Below are 15,457 nucleotides of genomic sequence, written 5' to 3' on the forward strand. Positions count from 1 at the left end.
CATTGTGGCAATTTGTATTTTGATAAACTCCGGAACAGGCATTGCTTTAAACAGCTTTGTAAAACCGCTAATTGATAGATATATCCTGCCTCTTGTGGGCGTCCAAAACCCCGATTTGAGCGGATTTAGCGCGGCTATTTTGGCCATGTGCGCAGTGGCGTTGATAGGCGTTTTGGCGGGATATGTATATAGCCGACTTATGATTAATATCACCCAAGGCACATTAAAGACCGTGCGCGACCAGATGTATAAACACATGCAAAAGCTGCCCATCAAATACTTTGACAATAATACACACGGGAACTTAATGAGCAGATATACCAACGATGCAGAAGCGCTAAGACAAACGCTTTCGCATAGCATCCCCAGCGTTATATCTTCCAGCGTAACCGTTGTAGGCGTTTTTGCGGTTATGCTGATATATAGTTGGATATTGACTTTGTTGGTGGTGGGCATGCTTGTTGTTATGCTTTTGACGGTTAGGTTTTTTGGCGGAAGAAGCTCAAGGTATTTTGTGAGCCAGCAGCAAGCAATAGGCCAATTAAACGGCTATGCCGAGGAAATGTTGCACGGTCAAAAGGTCGTCAAGGTTTTTTCTTACGAGCAAAAAGCAAAACAAAAATTTGACGAAGTAAACCAAAACCTATACGAAAACGCCAACCGCGCGCACACTTACGCCAATATGCTGATGCCCATTATGGTCAATCTCAGTTACCTAAGCTATGCCTTAATAGCCGTTGTAGGCGGATTTTTAATAGCCCGAACGCCGTTTTTGACCATAGGCGCGCTTTCATCGTTTTTGCTATTGACGCGAAGCTTTACCATGCCCATAAACCAAATGTCCAACCAAATTAATTTTATCGTTATGTCAATCGCGGGCGCCGAAAGAATTTTTGAGGTCTTGGACGAGCCTATAGAACAAGACCAAGGGACTGTGGTTTTGGTAAAAGCCAAAAAAGACCAAAGCGGTCAATTGCAAGAAACGGCCGAGAACGACCCGCAAGGCATTTGGTGCTGGAAAAAGCCCGCCAACGACGGGGCCGAGTTGATAGAATTAAAAGGCGATGTCAGGTTTAAAAATGTGGATTTTTCTTATGACGGCAAAAACCTTGTCTTAAAAAATGTCAACCTATACGCAAAGCCCGGCCAAAAGATAGCTTTTGTCGGGGCGACGGGCGCGGGCAAAACCACTATAACAAATTTGATAAACCGTTTTTATGACATTCAGCAAGGCCAGATCACTTATGACGGCATAGACATAAAAGATATCAAAAAAAGCTCGTTAAGGCGGTCTTTGGGCGTAGTTTTACAAGACACCCATTTGTTTACGGGAACGGTAAGGGATAATATAAGGTATGGCAAACTTGACGCCACGGACGAAGAAATTGAAAAAGCGGCCAAGCTTGCCAATGCCGACTTTTTTATTAATCATTTGCCCGAAGGCTTTGATACGGTATTGACAGGGGACGGGGCAAACCTTTCGCAAGGCCAAAGACAGTTATTGTCAATTGCGCGCGCCGCGGTCGCCAACCCGCCGGTTCTTATTTTGGACGAGGCGACCAGCAGCGTGGATACGCGCACCGAAAAAATCATACAAGAAGGCATGGATAAGCTTATGGAGGGCAGGACTGTTTTTGTGATAGCGCACAGGCTGTCCACAATAAGAAACGCCCAAGCCATAATAGTTTTAGAGCACGGCGAAATAATTGAGCGGGGCGACCATGAGGTATTAATAGACTATAAAGGCAAATATTATCAATTATACACCGGCGCGCTTGAGCTTAGCTAAAATTTTGTGTGACTCAAACACATATAGAATCATATTATTATAGTGTATAATTATATCGCGAAAAAGCCGCCGTATGTTAAAATTTTCTTAACTTATGGCGGCTTATATAAAATACGCTAAAAAAACAAAAAATAGGGATACCGATGATGCAATTTTTAACAGCTTTTGGGCTTACTTTGTTTGCCGGGCTTGCCACGGGAATAGGCGGCGCCCTGGCGTTTTTCACAAAAAAGACTAACACCAAATTTTTGGCTATAAGTTTGGGATTTTCGGCCGGCGTTATGATTTATGTCTCAATGGTCGAGATATTTTTCAAAGCCAAAAACGCTTTGACGTCCGCCCTGGGCGAGTTTGCGGGATATTGGGCGGTCTTGGGCGGTTTTTTTGGCGGCATTGCTTTGATAGCGCTAATTGATAAATTAATACCCCAAGCCAAAAACCCGCACGAGCTAAGAAAAATTGAAGAGATGGAGGCAAGCGCGACGCCCATTAATAAGCAAAAGCTTTTAAGAATGGGATTGTTTACGGCGCTTGCCGTGACGATCCATAACTTCCCCGAAGGGCTTGCCACCTTTTTGTCGGCGTATCAAGACCCCAAACTAGGCGTCCCAATCGCTATCGCGATAGCCATACATAACATCCCCGAAGGGATAGCCGTATCCATACCCGTTTATTACGCCACAAATAACCGCAAGAAAGCTTTTTTGTATTCGGTGCTTTCGGGCATATCTGAGCCCATAGGCGCTTTGATTGGGTTTGGGCTTTTGCTGCCGTTTATAAACGATGTGGTGTTTGGCGCGATTTTTGCCGCGGTCGCGGGGATTATGGTCTTTATATCCATTGACGAACTGTTGCCCAGCGCCAGAGAATACGGCGAGGCGCATTTGTCCGTATATGGCATGGTCGCGGGAATGGCGGTTATGGGGATTAGTTTGGCGTTGTTTGCCTTGTAGAAAACTTATCAAGCTCAATATTTTAAATTTAAAAAAGCCCTGATTTTTTTTATCAGGGCTTTGCTTTTTCAAACTCTATAATTTCTTTTTGGCCTTCCAATTCCGCGATGCTTTTTTGCGTCCGTTTTATAGAACGCCATTTTACATCTCCCAAGGCGACATAAACGGCGGGCAAGAATAGCATCATATTTGCGGGAAAGGTGAAAGTATATAAAATCTTCTTAATAACGCTGGCCTTAATGTGCTTCCATTCCAAAATCGTAACGGCCAGTCCCAAAAGCCACGCTGCCGCGTAAACGCCTATAAATTGAACCCCTATAATCCATAACGCTTTTAAAAAGGTAATTCCCCACCCGAAGATGCCCATTAATAAAAAGGCTAAGGTGGAGATAATCGCCCAAGAAAAAGATATAATAGGTATGGGCAACAATAAAAACAACAAGTCATAAGAGGAAAAAGACTTGCGCATATTTTTTAGGTGCTTTAACAAAAACTTGGCGCAGCATTGATATCCGCCCTTTACCCATCTCGCGCGCTGGTTAATGGTGTCGTTTATGGTCATCGCTTGGTCGTCGTAAAAGATAGCGCTGTCGCAATAGGCGATTTTATATCCTTCCAACACCTTGGCGTGCGAAAACTCAATATCCTCGGTCATTGATGTGTAAGGCCAGCCGCCCTGTTTTCTTATAATCTCGGCGTCCGTATAAAAACCCGTTCCGGCTATGTAGGTGCTGGTATTTATTTTGGCCCTTGCCTGATGAACAAATCGGCATTGCTGCAAAAACATCAATCCCGTGCCCGCGCTAAGCCAATTGTCATAGTTTTTGGGCGCGCGGTGGCTGTTGACTATCACTTCGCCGGCGTTTATCGCCTTGTTCATTTCGGTTATGTAATTGCGGGCAAGCAAGTTGTCGGCGTCAAAATAAAAATAGCCCTTATAGCCTTTGTCAGCGTATTGGTTATTCATGATATCTAAGATAAATTGCAGCGCGTAACATTTGCCGCGCAGATGCCGATTGTTTCTTTCAAATACGATAGCGCCCGCCTCTTGGGCGACTTTTGCCGTATTGTCGTCGCAATTATCGGCGACCACAAAGATATCTATTAACTCGGCGGGATAATCTTGTTTTTTGATGCTGTCAATTAACTGGGCGATTACGCCTTCTTCGTTGCGGGCGCAAACTAGGCAAGCGTATTTGTAATTGATTTTCGCATTGGGATATTTTTTGGGCGACAGCAGCCCAATAAACATATATATAACATGGGGAAAACCCACCAAAACTATTGCCGCCGAAAGGGCTATTGATATGTAAAATATTATCTCAACCAAAGTCAAACACCTTTCCAAGATTTTAACATAAATAAGACAAAATAACAATAATATTTTATTGGTATTTTATACATTTATTTATGCGTCATTTGTGATAGGACGCATTGTTAATAATGCAAAACGCTCTATATATTTGTTCCAGCAGTATGACGCGCATTAACCTGTGCGGATATGTCATCTTGCCAAAACTGATAACCTTATCTGCCACCCGCTTGACTTGACCGTCAAGGCCCAAAGACGAGCCTATTATAAAAGTTATACCGCGGCTTAAGTTAGATTGCACAAACGCCGCGAACTCTTCGCTCGTCAATTGCTCGCCTTGCGAATCTAAGGCGACCGCAATCCCTTTAAAATGCGGTTGGATAGACTTTGCCTCTTGTGTCAGCGCTTTTTCTATATCGGCGCTTGACGATCCGTATAATTTAAACTCGGGCAATTGGACAATATCTATCTTGGCGTATTTTTTTATTCTTTTTATATATTCTTGGGCGGCTTGAATGTAATAGGGCTCTTTTTCCTTGCCGACGCAAATAACCCTAATCATCAAAACAATCCCATATAAAATGTTAGCATCGTGGTAAGCGCCAATAAAAATACCGATGTATACATTATGACTTTGTCTTCCAGTTTCGGTCTATACAAAGGCGCGCTTCTTACAAAAAATACCCCAAAAGGCGTTTGATAGGGCAAAAGTATTGGTCCGTTTTCTTGTTGGGTATTTTGCTCCTTTTTTTGGTAATGTTTGTCTTCGGCTTTTACGATAAAATATATCGCCGCTATAAAAAGCGCGGTAAAAACCACCCAAAGCGCCGCCGCTAGCAAGAAATTGCTTTCCAAAAAGCTCTCCAAATTGCCGCCTATCCAACCATTATAATAGGCGTGTTCCAAATAAACGGCAACGGCGTTGTTCGTAAAATGTATAATCATCGCGGGCAATATTGACCTTGTTTTGATAGCGAGGATGGCCAATACTATTCCGCCTACAAAAGTATATAATGTCTGTCTTATATTGGCGTGCATAAGCCCGAACAAAAGCGCCGAAATTATAATCGCGTATTTGTCGCGCATGGTGTCCCTAAGCCCGCGCAAGATTAATCCGCGGTTTAAAAATTCCTCGCAAACCCCGGGCAAGACCGCGCTGTTAAACAAAGCCAGCAAAAATAATCCTACCCCGCCTACCGCTTCGGGCGCGGACGGTGGAAAATTATATCCAAACAGCAATAATATAAAAGAATTAATAAAAGATACGCCCGCAGTCATTATCATAAATAATATCCCCAAAACAAAGGAAAGCGGTATAAGATAAATTCTGGGCAGCCTAAAGCCCATATCTTGAAACCGCTTTTTTAAGCTTGGGCGATTTTCTATATCTAATAGTTTACGGCTGTTCAATCTTTGCTGGACGAGCAACGCCACAAGCCCGCCGCCGCTTATAAAAATAATCTGGATAATAAAAGAGCTCAAAAAATCAAATAACGCCTCGGGCAATCCGTCAAACACGCCCAATCCATACAAGATGCGCGTAATTATCAAGCCCGCGCCGGCGACCAAAATGCCTATTGAGGCCAAATAATAATTGCTTTTAAATAAAGCTTTTGAGTTTATTGTGTTTTGAGAGTTTTCTATCATAATATCATCCCTTGCGCCAAACTTATTATCCAAAATATTAGGCATATTCCAAAAGCGAGCGAAAACAAAACAATAAAAGTTCTTCTGTTTTTTTGTTCTTTGGCTATAACATAATTTTTATAATCTTCCTCGGACATCGGCATAACGCCAAATATAGGCGGCGGCAAAATCACGTCATAATTCATTTTGTAGCCATAATCTTTTTGGCGTTTTACAAGCCTTTTAAGCGACTGGGCAAAAATACCTTGGGATATGTCTTTGCCCATAAAATCCACCGCCAAGAAAAACGCGACCAGCCCTAGCAGCGCAAAGATTATGCCGCCTAGATATATAAATATAGTATTGTCAATAAAAGGAATATTAAAATTTTTATATAGAAGTGCTTCCAAAATTACCGCCCACAAGTTGTTGAAAAAGTGCAATAGCGTCCCCGACCAAATTGATTTGGTGGCCAAGACGATATAACCAAGAGCCATCCCCAACAAAAATTGGTGGATTGTTTGGGCGGGCGACATATGCATCAGCGAAAAGGCTAGCGAGCTTAAGAATATCGCGAAGAATGGCTTAAACTTGGACGCAAGCCCTTGCAATATAAGCCCCCTGAATATCAATTCCTCAAACAGCGCGGGCATCAAGCAAACGCTTAGCACAACCCCTATAACTCCCCAAGGCGAGCTTAACATTTTGTCAAAGCTGATATCGGGAAAAGAGTAGCCGACGCGCCGAAAAATATCCTCTGCGGCGGCAAGCAAAGGCAGGTTGCTAATAATCAAAAACAAAGCCAAAACGGGAATAACGGCTAATATGGTTATTTTTGGCTTGGAGTTTATTTGCAGCGCGGAAAAAAAGTCTACGCGCCTAATTTTGCAAAAGATAACGGCAAACAACAAAAGCGCGATTTGCGGCAAGACAGTAGTAAGAATAATAACCCAGGGATAGTCCATTACTTGATCCAAATAGTTTGGATCATTGGAAAGTTCCGCCAAAAACAACAAGATTAAAATCATAACCGCCAAATAAGACGCGCCAAAAAACGCGAAAATAGCGCCCAAAAAACCCATTCCGCTGTCCACGGGATTTATTTTTTTCCTTAGATTTTTGGGTTGTTTTAATTTTGACATTTAATCTATACCGCCGAAAGAATTTCGCCGATCTTATGCTGCGAAGCTATATAAAGCTTTACGTCTTTCCCCGCCTCAATGCCGCGGTTTTTTAGCGCGTTAGCCGTAATGGTATATGCAAGCTCGGGCGTGTTATTTTCTTGGGACAGGTGCGCCAAAATAATTTGCCTTCCCCCTGCCGTGATAAGCTCGGTCAACGCGTTTGCGCATAAATCATTGGACAAATGTCCTTGGTCCGAGATAATCCTTTCTTTTAGGTCTTGAGGATATTTTTTGTTGGACATTAGTTTTTGGACATCGTGGTTGGATTCTATCATCAAAATATCGCTGTCTTTCGCGCTTATCTTGGCGTATTCCGTAATCTTGCCCATATCGGTCATTACGGTGATTTTTTTTCCGCGACTATAAAAGCTATACCCAAAACAATGTATGTCGTGCATAAGTTCAAAGGGCGACACCGTAATTTCTTTGATAAAAAAATCGTTGCCGTCCAGTTCTATTATGTTCCTGCCGCTGCTGCCGAGTATGGACGCAAGCTGTCGGTAATTTCGGTAATAAGAATAAACGGTTAGGTTATATTTTTTTACCAAAGTCTTTACGCCGCTTATATGGTCCCAATGGCAATGGGTTATCAAAACGGCGTCCAGTTCTTGCGCTTTATGGCCGATGCTTTTTAGCTTCTGCTCAATTGAGCGGCAACTTATGCCGGCATCCAGCAATATTTTGGTTTTGTCCGTAGAAATAAGCGCGGCGTTGCCTTTGCTGCCGCTTGCGAGCACGCATATATTAAAAGACATTATTGTTTACCTTAAAGGTAATTATACTAATAATAACCGCATAAAGCAATTTATTTTGAGCGCTCGCGCGGAATATGGTATAATTGCTTTATGAAAATCATACACTCGTACCAAATATTAAGCGCGGTAAAAGAGCTTATTTCGCGATGCGTTGTCAATATAGAAAGCCAAGCTTGCGAGCGCCTAAGACAAATCCAAGAAGATAACGAGCCGTCAAAATGGGCGCTTGAGCAGATTATAGAAAATATTGACTTTGCAAGACAGAACAACCTGCCGCCTTGCCAGGATACGGGGTTGGCGGTGTTCTTTTTGGAAATGGGCCAAGATGTTCATATAACGGGCGGATATATAGAGGATATCCTAAACCAAGCCGTAAGGGAAAGCTATATTCAAAATTATTTTAGGAAATCCACTTTGGACCCGCTGACCAAAATAAATTACAACGACAACACCCCCGCTATAATCAACACCCGCATAGTAAAAGGCGACAAATTGACCATTCATTTTTTGGCAAAGGGCGCGGGCAGCGAAAACATGAGCGCTTTATATATGCTTACGCCTTCCAAAGGCAGACAAGGGATTATAGACAGCGTGGTTGATTGCGTCAAAAAAGCGGGCGCCAACCCTTGCCCGCCTATTATTATAGGCGTAGGCATAGGCGGCGATATGGAAAAAGCGTGCGTTATGGCCAAATACGCGCTCACCCGCCCCACGGGAACGCCTTCCAAAGATGAGGATGTTAAAGCGCTGGAAAACGAAATCTTGCAAGCCGTGAATAATCTTGGCATTGGCGTCCAAGGGTTTGGCGGCAAAAACACGGCCATCAGCGTAGCCGTGGAAAAGTTTGCCACCCATATAGGGATGCTGCCTGTGGCCGTCAACATCCAATGCCACAGTGTCCGCCATGGCAAAATAGTCTTGTGAAAATTGGAGAGAAAAAATGGTAAAAAAATATATAACCTTGCCCATAAGCCGACAAGAACTATTAAACCTCAAAGCAGGCGAATTGGTGTTTTTGAGCGGGACTTTATACACAGCGCGGGACGCAGCGCACAAACGCATAGTTGAGGCTTTGGATAACAACCAAAAAACGCCCTTTGAATTAAAAGACAGCGCGATTTATTACACAGGCCCTACGCCCGCTAAAGAAGGTGAAGTTATCGGCGCTTGCGGTCCGACATCGTCGTCCAGAATGGACGATTATACGCCTAGGCTTTTGGACGAGGGTTTAAAAATAATGATAGGCAAGGGCAACCGCTCCCAAAACGTAATAGATAGCATGAAAAAAAACAAAGCCGTTTATCTATGCGCCGTGGGGGGCGCGGCGGCGCTTGCCAAAAAATACATAAAATCGGCCGAAGTTATCGCATACGAGGATTTGGGGACGGAGGCCGTTAGAAAATTGGAAGTTGAGAATTTTCCCTTGATAGTTTGCATAGATTCAAATGGCAATTCGCTGTTTGACCGTTAAAATCTTTTGGCCCCCTTTTTTGATAGTTTCTTACTTTGTTTTTTTAGCATATAATATACTATCAAAAAAGGAGGGAAAAAATATGTATTGCGAACCAGAACATCAAAATCAGCCTGAAAAAAACCCCAGAAAGTCCATTGCCCAAAATATTTTATGCTGGTGCGCGGACAGGATATTGTGCTTTTTGCTGATACTGTTTGCGCTGACACTGGGTCTGATATTGGGCGCTGTTTTTGACGCCGCAATCTTGACAGCGCTTCCAGCGTTGATAGTGCTTGCCGTTTTACTGCTGGTCTTGATTATTGTGACGCTTATTATCAAGCGCTGCAAATGCTGCGAAAAAGACCGCTGCGAAAATTAAACCCAATTCACGATGTGCCAAAAGCACATCGGATACATAAAGCGTTTTTTTTCTTTTTTTTGAGTTTTTTAAATACCCTTTTGAAATATTATTAGCCTTTAAATATTAATTTTTAGAACCTTTCATTTTATATATTAATTTTTTACTTCAATAGATAAAAATAAGCTTCTTAAAATATTTTTCTTGACCGCTTATGTTTTTTTATTCGGCATAAAAAAACCGAACAAGCTGGTTAAACTTGTCCGGTTTGATTATTCGTCAATTTTATATTTAATTATTCAATAACATCCACAACAGAACCCGAACCTACCGTTCTGCCGCCCTCGCGGATAGAGAACTTAGAGCCTTTTTCAACGGCTATAGGCGCGATTAGGTTAACTTCCATAGTGATATTGTCGCCGGGCATAACCATTTCAACATTTTCAGGCAATTTAATAGAACCGGTAACGTCTGTCGTGCGGAAATAGAACTGGGGACGATATCCGTTAAAGAAAGGAGTATGTCGTCCGCCCTCGCTTTGTTTTAGAACATAAACTTGGGCCGTAAATCTTGTGTGGGGCTTGATTGAGCCGGGCTTGCACAAAACTTGTCCGCGCTCTATATCTTTTCTGTCAACGCCTCTTAACAACAAGCCTACGTTATCGCCCGCTTGACCAAAATCAAGCTCTTTTCTAAACATTTCAACGCCGGTTACTGTGGTCTCTATGGTTTCTTTTAATCCTACGAGTTCTACCTTGTCGCCCACTTTTATTTGGCCTCTTTCAATCCTGCCCGTAGCGACAGTGCCGCGGCCGGTTATGGTAAAGACATCTTCCACAGGCATCAAGAAAGGTTTATCAACTTCCCTTACAGGCTCGGGGATATAGTTGTCAATCGCATCCATAAGCTCAAATATGGGCTCGCATGCGGGATCGTCAATATTGCCTGCGGTTGCTGCTTCCAAAGCCTTTAAGGCCGAACCCTTTATTACGGGAGTTTCATCGCCGGGGAAATCATATTCGTTTAGAAGTTCCCTAACTTCCATTTCCACAAGTTCCAAAAGCTCGGGGTCGTTGACTTGGTCAACCTTATTCAAAAAGACTACGATATAAGGAACTCCCACTTGGCGAGCCAGCAGTATATGCTCGCGTGTTTGGGGCATAGGTCCGTCAGTCGCTGCGACAACTAGGATTGAACCGTCCATTTGAGCCGCGCCTGTGATCATGTTTTTGACATAGTCGGCGTGTCCGGGACAGTCAACGTGCGCGTAATGGCGATGTTCTGTTTCGTATTCCACATGAGAAGTATTTATTGTTATACCTCTTGCTTTTTCTTCCGGAGCCTTATCAATATCTTCATATTTCATTTTTTTGGACCAGCCCTTAGCGGACAATGCCATTGTAATTGCCGCAGTAAGCGTAGTCTTACCGTGGTCAACGTGTCCTATCGTTCCCACGTTAACATGCGGTTTGTTTCTGGTAAACTTCGCCTTAGCCATTTTAAAAATCCCTCCAATCTACTTTTATTCAATTATTTTGATTTATTTATGGCGCCAAACGCTTATTAAAATTAACAGGCTAGCGCTTTGACGCCTTTTATTATATAACATTTTTTTAAAAAATGCTATTCTTTTTTGGCTTTTTCGCCTACAACTTTAGCGGACAAAGATTGGGGCAATTCCGCGTAATGCGAAAACTGCATAGAAAAATTGCCGCGTCCTTGGGTCAGCGACCTTAGGTCTGTGGAATACCCGAACATCTCGGACAGGGGCACTTCGGCTTTGATGTTTTGGATGCCGTTGACAAGCTCCACGCCCAAAACATTGCCGCGCTTGCTGGAAAGGTTGCCCATAACATCGCCCAAATATTGGTCGGGAACGGTTATATCCACGCGCATAATAGGCTCAAGCAACACGGGGTCGGCTTTTGCCATGCCTTCTTTAAACGCCATAGACCCGGCTATTTTAAACGCCATTTCGGACGAGTCAACCTCGTGGTAGCTTCCGTCAAGCACGGTCGCTTTAAAGTCCACGCATTCATACCCCGCCAAAACGCCGCTTTGCTTGGCTTCTTGTATGCCGTTATTAACAGCGGGTATGTATTCTTTGGGAATACTGCCGCCGACCGTTTTGTCCTCAAACACATAGCCCGAGCCGGGCTCCAGAGGTTCTAACTCAATAATGCAATGTCCGTATTGGCCGCGTCCGCCGGTCTGGCGGATATATTTGCCTTCGCTGCGCACTTTTTTTCTGATTGTCTCCCTATAAGCGACCTGCGGCTTGCCGACATTGGCCTCAACCTTGAATTCGCGCATCATGCGGTCAACGATAATTTCAAGATGCAATTCTCCCATGCCGGCTATTATGGTCTGGCCCGTTTCTTTGTCCGTATATGTCTTAAAAGTAGGGTCTTCCTCGGCAAGCTTTATAAGCGCCATTGACATCTTTTCTTGGCCAGCCTTGGTCTTGGGCTCAATGGCGACCTTAATAACGGGCTCGGGAAAATCCATACTTTCCAAAATTATAGGCGCTTTGGGATCGCATAAAGTGTCGCCCGTAGTGGTCTCTTTTAGACCCACAATGGCGCATATGTCTCCCGCATAAACCCTGTCTAGCTCGCTCCTGTGGTTTGAATGCATTTGGATTAGGCGGCCTATACGTTCTTTTTTGTTTTTGGTAGAGTTTAAAACTACGGCGCCGGTCTCAAGCGTGCCGCTATAAACCCTGAAAAACGCCAGCTTGCCGACAAAAGGGTCGGACATGATCTTAAAAGCCAGTCCCGCGAATTTTTCATCGTCCGAGGTCTTTCTCTCAATTGTTTTGTCCGAACCCAGCGACTTGCCCTGAACGTTGGGGATATCCAAAGGACTGGGCAAATAGTCAATTACCGCATCCAGCAGCTTTTGCACGCCTTTGTTGCGATAGCTTGTTCCGCAAAAGACGGGATTTATTTTTAGGCTCAATGTGCCCTTCCGTATCGCCGCCTTTATCTCGTCTTCGGATATTTCGCCGCCTTCCAAGTATTTCATCATCAGGTCATCGTCAAATTCGCAAGCAGTTTCCAAAAGCTCGGAACGGTACTTTTGGGCCAATTCTTTTAGGTCGTCGGGAATTTCAACTTCTTCAATTTGCTGGCCTAAGTCGTCTTTGTATATCGTGGCTTTCATTGACACAAGGTCAATTATGCCTTTGAAATTTTCTTCCTTGCCTATGGGCAATTGCATGGCGACAGGACGGGCGTTGAGTCTGGTTTTCATCATTTCTATGACATTAAAATAGTTAGCGCCGTTTATGTCCATCTTATTCACATAAGCGATGCGGGGAACATGATATTTTTCGGCCTGTCTCCAAACCGTTTCGGATTGAGGCTCTACGCCCCCTTTTGCGCAAAATACCGCGACCGCGCCGTCCAATACTTTTAGGCTGCGCTCCACTTCCACGGTAAAGTCCACATGACCGGGCGTGTCAATCAGGTTTAGCCTGTATCCTTTCCATTGGGTAGTGGTGGCCGCGCTGGTAATGGTGATGCCGCGTTCTTGTTCCTGCTCCATCCAGTCCATTGTCGCCGCGCCTTCGTGAACCTCGCCTAATTTATGGACTTTTCCGGTATAAAACAATATGCGCTCGGATGTGGTGGTCTTGCCTGCGTCAATGTGCGCCATTATACCGAAATTTCGTGTTTTTTCCAAACTAAACTCTCTTGGCATTTATAATAAACTCCTAATTATCTAAAAAACCAGATATTTTACCATTTTCCCCATACCGCAAATTTTTTAGTTTGTCTTAGCATTGCGCGATAATTTGCTGAAAAAATCCAGCAATTTATGCGCTTTAATTTTTTAAAATGCTTATAACTGTTATTATTTGATGAGAAAGAAAAATTATTTTTCGTTTTAAAAATTAATAACGATAATGCGCGAAAGCCTTGTTGGCTTCAGCCATTTTGTGAACATCTTCTTTCTTTTTGACAGCTCCGCCGGTATTGTTATACGCGTCAATAAGCTCGCCCGCCAAGCGCTCTTTCATCGTTCTTTCTGATCTTTTGCGCGCGTAATTAACAAGCCATCTTAGACCCAATGTCTGTCTTCTTTCGGGCCTTACTTCCATGGGCACTTGATAAGTCGCGCCTCCCACCCTTCTTGCCTTAACTTCCAAAACGGGCATAACATTGTTCAGGGCTTGATTAAATATAGCCATAGGCTCTAGGCCTAGTTTTGACTTAGCTAGCTCAAACGCTTCATATACTATTGTTTGGGCCAATCCTTTTTTGCCGTCATGCATTACCTGATTTATAAGCTTGGTAACTGTCTGCGACATATATACCGGATCGGGCAAAACCTCTCTTTTAGGCACCGGGCCTTTTCTAGGCATATAAATTAAACCTCCAATTGTAAATGTCTTAAAAACCGATTATTTAGGGCGCTTTGCGCCGTATTTTGATCTTGCCTGTTTGCGATTAGCCACGCCCAAAGCGTCAAGCGCGCCGCGAATGACATGGTATCTGACGCCGGGAAGATCTCTAACCCTTCCGCCGCGAATCAATACCACGCTATGTTCTTGCAAGTTATGCCCAATGCCCGGAATATAAACGGTAGCTTCCATTTTGTTCACAAGACGGACTCTTGCTATCTTTCTTAAGGCCGAATTGGGCTTTTTGGGCGTCGTAGTCGTAACAGAAAGACAAACGCCTCTTTTTTGCGGATTACCCTGCAAGATGGGCGCTTCGCTTTTCTTTACGCGCTTTTTTCTGCCGTGCTTAATAAGCTGATTAATAGTAGGCATATTTCCTCCATAAAAAATGTTTAAAAGGGATTTTATCCCTTTCCGCATGAATTTCTATGCAACCCGTTAGAAATTCAATTTTTTTCTATACCCACAACCGCGCTTGCAACGTCTATCCCGGCAAGCTTGCCCAGCTCGCGTTTGGACGGGAAGTTATAAACTTCGGTATTATGCTGGGCGCAAGTCTGGACTATTTTGTTGCAAATGCTCTCGTCCGCGTCGGACGCCAAAATCACACACCGCAAGGCGCCTTTAGCGCACGCCTTCAGCACCTGCCTTGTCCCGACAAGCACCGAAGAATTGTTGATAAGCTTTTTGATGTCCGCGTTAGTCATTTTACCCTCTATTTAATCATTATGTTAATCGTTATATAAAAAATTAACCTAATGAATAAATAGCTTGCCACGCAAAAAAATATGCGTCAAATTTCACGCCAAAATATTATAGTATTATTTATCCATACAGTCAAGCGTTTTTTGCGCGAAGCGCCAAAGATATTAAAGTAGCGTTTTAAACATATTAACTCTAAATACGATATTAATAGTTTGTTTTTAAGCAATAAAACATAAGAAAAGAAATTATACCAAAAACAAAAAAACAGCTGTTATTGCTAACAGCTGTTTTTTTATGGTTTTTTTGCACATAGACAAAGGAATAAGGGATTATCAAGACAAGCGGCCTGAAAACATTTAGGATAAAACACATAGCCAAAAACCGTTTGCGTTTTCAGGGCTTGTATCTTGAGATTAAATCAAGATACCGACTTTTGAAACCAGGTCGTTAGCCTGTTCCTTAAAGGAGGTGATCCAGCCGCACCTTCCGATACGGCTACCTTGTTACGACTTCACCCCAGTCATCGAGCTAACCTTAGGCGGCTGCCTCCTAATCGCTTAGGTTGGCGCGCCGACTTCGGGTACTCCCGACGCCCATGGCGTGACGGGCGGTGCGTACAAGACCCGGGAACGCATTCACCCCGACATGCTGATTCGGGATTACTAGCAACTCCTCCTTCATGCGGGCGGGTTGCAGCCCGCAATCCGAACTGAGAACGCCTTTTTGAGATTCGCTTACCGTTGCCGGCTCGCTGCTCGTTGTAGCGCCCATTGTAGCACGTGTGTAGCCCAAGGCGTAAGGGGCATGATGATTTGACGTCATCCCCACCTTCCTCCGGGTGAACCCCGGCAGTCTCTCTAGAGTCCCCGACTTTACTCGCTGGTTACTAAAGAGAGGGGTTGCGATCGTTGCGG

General features: G+C 43.8%; 15 protein-coding genes and 1 rRNA gene. 5 read left to right on the forward strand and 11 right to left on the reverse strand.

Annotation, left to right across the window (positions count from 1 at the left end; translation table 11 throughout):
- Together GX756_01275 and zupT are read left to right on the forward strand one after the other, a co-directional pair.
- The coding region (locus GX756_01275) for an ABC transporter ATP-binding protein (GenBank protein ID NLC16497.1) at positions 1-1,789 on the forward strand (1,789 nt) is incomplete at its 5' end.
- A gap of 143 nt (positions 1,790-1,932) precedes the next feature.
- Positions 1,933-2,742, forward strand: coding sequence for a zinc transporter ZupT (zupT, locus tag GX756_01280; GenBank protein NLC16498.1), 810 nt, complete (start codon positions 1,933-1,935; stop codon positions 2,740-2,742).
- Positions 2,743-2,794: 52 nt separating this feature from the next.
- Here zupT and GX756_01285 read toward each other — a convergent pair whose 3' ends face one another.
- From GX756_01285 to GX756_01305, 5 genes are all read right to left on the reverse strand, one after another.
- A complete protein-coding gene (locus tag GX756_01285) occupies positions 2,795-4,072 on the reverse strand; it encodes a glycosyltransferase family 2 protein (GenBank protein ID NLC16499.1) in 1,278 nt (425 codons plus the stop codon).
- An 85-nt stretch (positions 4,073-4,157) separates the two neighbouring features.
- A complete protein-coding gene (locus GX756_01290) occupies positions 4,158-4,616 on the reverse strand; it encodes a 23S rRNA (pseudouridine(1915)-N(3))-methyltransferase RlmH (protein NLC16500.1) in 459 nt (152 codons plus the stop codon).
- Positions 4,616-5,701, reverse strand: coding sequence for a CPBP family intramembrane metalloprotease (locus GX756_01295; protein ID NLC16501.1), 1,086 nt, complete (start codon positions 5,699-5,701; stop codon positions 4,616-4,618). The genes GX756_01290 and GX756_01295 overlap by 1 nt, the downstream gene beginning before the upstream one ends.
- On the reverse strand, positions 5,698-6,822 hold the full coding sequence (locus GX756_01300; protein ID NLC16502.1) for a CPBP family intramembrane metalloprotease: 1,125 nt from the start codon (positions 6,820-6,822) through the stop codon (positions 5,698-5,700). Before GX756_01300 ends, GX756_01295 begins: the two co-directional genes overlap by 4 nt.
- Before the next feature lie 5 nt (positions 6,823-6,827).
- Positions 6,828-7,619 carry an MBL fold metallo-hydrolase gene (locus GX756_01305; GenBank protein ID NLC16503.1) on the reverse strand — a complete coding sequence of 264 codons (792 nt, stop codon included), beginning with the start codon at positions 7,617-7,619 and terminating at the stop codon, positions 6,828-6,830.
- A gap of 90 nt (positions 7,620-7,709) precedes the next feature.
- Between GX756_01305 and GX756_01310 the strand changes: the two genes are divergently transcribed.
- From GX756_01310 to GX756_01320, 3 genes are all read left to right on the forward strand, one after another.
- Positions 7,710-8,543: a fumarate hydratase gene (locus tag GX756_01310; GenBank protein NLC16504.1), complete on the forward strand. Its 834-nt coding sequence runs from the start codon at positions 7,710-7,712 to the stop codon at positions 8,541-8,543.
- A 16-nt stretch (positions 8,544-8,559) separates the two neighbouring features.
- Positions 8,560-9,090, forward strand: coding sequence for a Fe-S-containing hydro-lyase (locus GX756_01315; GenBank protein NLC16505.1), 531 nt, complete (start codon positions 8,560-8,562; stop codon positions 9,088-9,090).
- Between the two features lie 82 nt (positions 9,091-9,172).
- Positions 9,173-9,451, forward strand: coding sequence for a hypothetical protein (locus GX756_01320; protein NLC16506.1), 279 nt, complete (start codon positions 9,173-9,175; stop codon positions 9,449-9,451).
- 274 nt (positions 9,452-9,725) lie between these two features.
- Here the strand turns inward: GX756_01320 and tuf are convergent, their stop codons facing one another.
- From tuf to GX756_01350, 6 genes are all read right to left on the reverse strand, one after another.
- On the reverse strand, positions 9,726-10,928 hold the full coding sequence (gene tuf / locus GX756_01325; GenBank protein NLC16507.1) for an elongation factor Tu: 1,203 nt from the start codon (positions 10,926-10,928) through the stop codon (positions 9,726-9,728).
- A 125-nt stretch (positions 10,929-11,053) separates the two neighbouring features.
- On the reverse strand, positions 11,054-13,135 hold the full coding sequence (fusA, locus tag GX756_01330) for an elongation factor G (GenBank protein NLC16508.1): 2,082 nt from the start codon (positions 13,133-13,135) through the stop codon (positions 11,054-11,056).
- Positions 13,136-13,328: 193 nt separating this feature from the next.
- Positions 13,329-13,799, reverse strand: a complete 471-nt coding sequence (gene rpsG / locus GX756_01335; GenBank protein NLC16509.1) for a 30S ribosomal protein S7 — start codon at positions 13,797-13,799, stop codon at positions 13,329-13,331.
- Between the two features lie 39 nt (positions 13,800-13,838).
- On the reverse strand, positions 13,839-14,210 hold the full coding sequence (locus GX756_01340) for a 30S ribosomal protein S12 (protein NLC16510.1): 372 nt from the start codon (positions 14,208-14,210) through the stop codon (positions 13,839-13,841).
- Between the two features lie 74 nt (positions 14,211-14,284).
- Positions 14,285-14,545 (reverse strand): 50S ribosomal protein L7ae-like protein, encoded by a 261-nt coding sequence (locus GX756_01345; protein NLC16511.1) that lies wholly within the window; start codon positions 14,543-14,545, stop codon positions 14,285-14,287.
- 453 nt (positions 14,546-14,998) lie between these two features.
- A 16S ribosomal RNA gene (locus GX756_01350) occupies positions 14,999-15,457 on the reverse strand; the annotation flags it as partial.

Source organism: Clostridiales bacterium, from assembly GCA_012512255.1.
GTDB lineage: Bacteria > Bacillota > Clostridia > Christensenellales > DUVY01 > DUVY01.

What these genes read in the sequence shown, in the direction of transcription:
- GX756_01290 (NLC16500.1), bottom strand. Translation starts at nt 4,616, where the DNA reads ATGATTAGGGTTATTTGCGTCGGCAAGGAAAAAGAGCCCTATTACATT.
- GX756_01340 (NLC16510.1), bottom strand. Translation starts at nt 14,210, where the DNA reads ATGCCTACTATTAATCAGCTTATTAAGCACGGCAGAAAAAAGCGCGTA.
- GX756_01305 (NLC16503.1), bottom strand. Translation starts at nt 7,619, where the DNA reads ATGTCTTTTAATATATGCGTGCTCGCAAGCGGCAGCAAAGGCAACGCC.
- rpsG (NLC16509.1), bottom strand. Translation starts at nt 13,799, where the DNA reads ATGCCTAGAAAAGGCCCGGTGCCTAAAAGAGAGGTTTTGCCCGATCCG.
- tuf (NLC16507.1), bottom strand. Translation starts at nt 10,928, where the DNA reads ATGGCTAAGGCGAAGTTTACCAGAAACAAACCGCATGTTAACGTGGGA.
- fusA (NLC16508.1), bottom strand. Translation starts at nt 13,135, where the DNA reads ATGCCAAGAGAGTTTAGTTTGGAAAAAACACGAAATTTCGGTATAATG.
- GX756_01320 (NLC16506.1), top strand. Translation starts at nt 9,173, where the DNA reads ATGTATTGCGAACCAGAACATCAAAATCAGCCTGAAAAAAACCCCAGA.
- GX756_01310 (NLC16504.1), top strand. Translation starts at nt 7,710, where the DNA reads ATGAAAATCATACACTCGTACCAAATATTAAGCGCGGTAAAAGAGCTT.
- zupT (NLC16498.1), top strand. Translation starts at nt 1,933, where the DNA reads ATGATGCAATTTTTAACAGCTTTTGGGCTTACTTTGTTTGCCGGGCTT.
- GX756_01295 (NLC16501.1), bottom strand. Translation starts at nt 5,701, where the DNA reads ATGATAGAAAACTCTCAAAACACAATAAACTCAAAAGCTTTATTTAAA.
- GX756_01345 (NLC16511.1), bottom strand. Translation starts at nt 14,545, where the DNA reads ATGACTAACGCGGACATCAAAAAGCTTATCAACAATTCTTCGGTGCTT.
- GX756_01315 (NLC16505.1), top strand. Translation starts at nt 8,560, where the DNA reads ATGGTAAAAAAATATATAACCTTGCCCATAAGCCGACAAGAACTATTA.
- GX756_01300 (NLC16502.1), bottom strand. Translation starts at nt 6,822, where the DNA reads ATGTCAAAATTAAAACAACCCAAAAATCTAAGGAAAAAAATAAATCCC.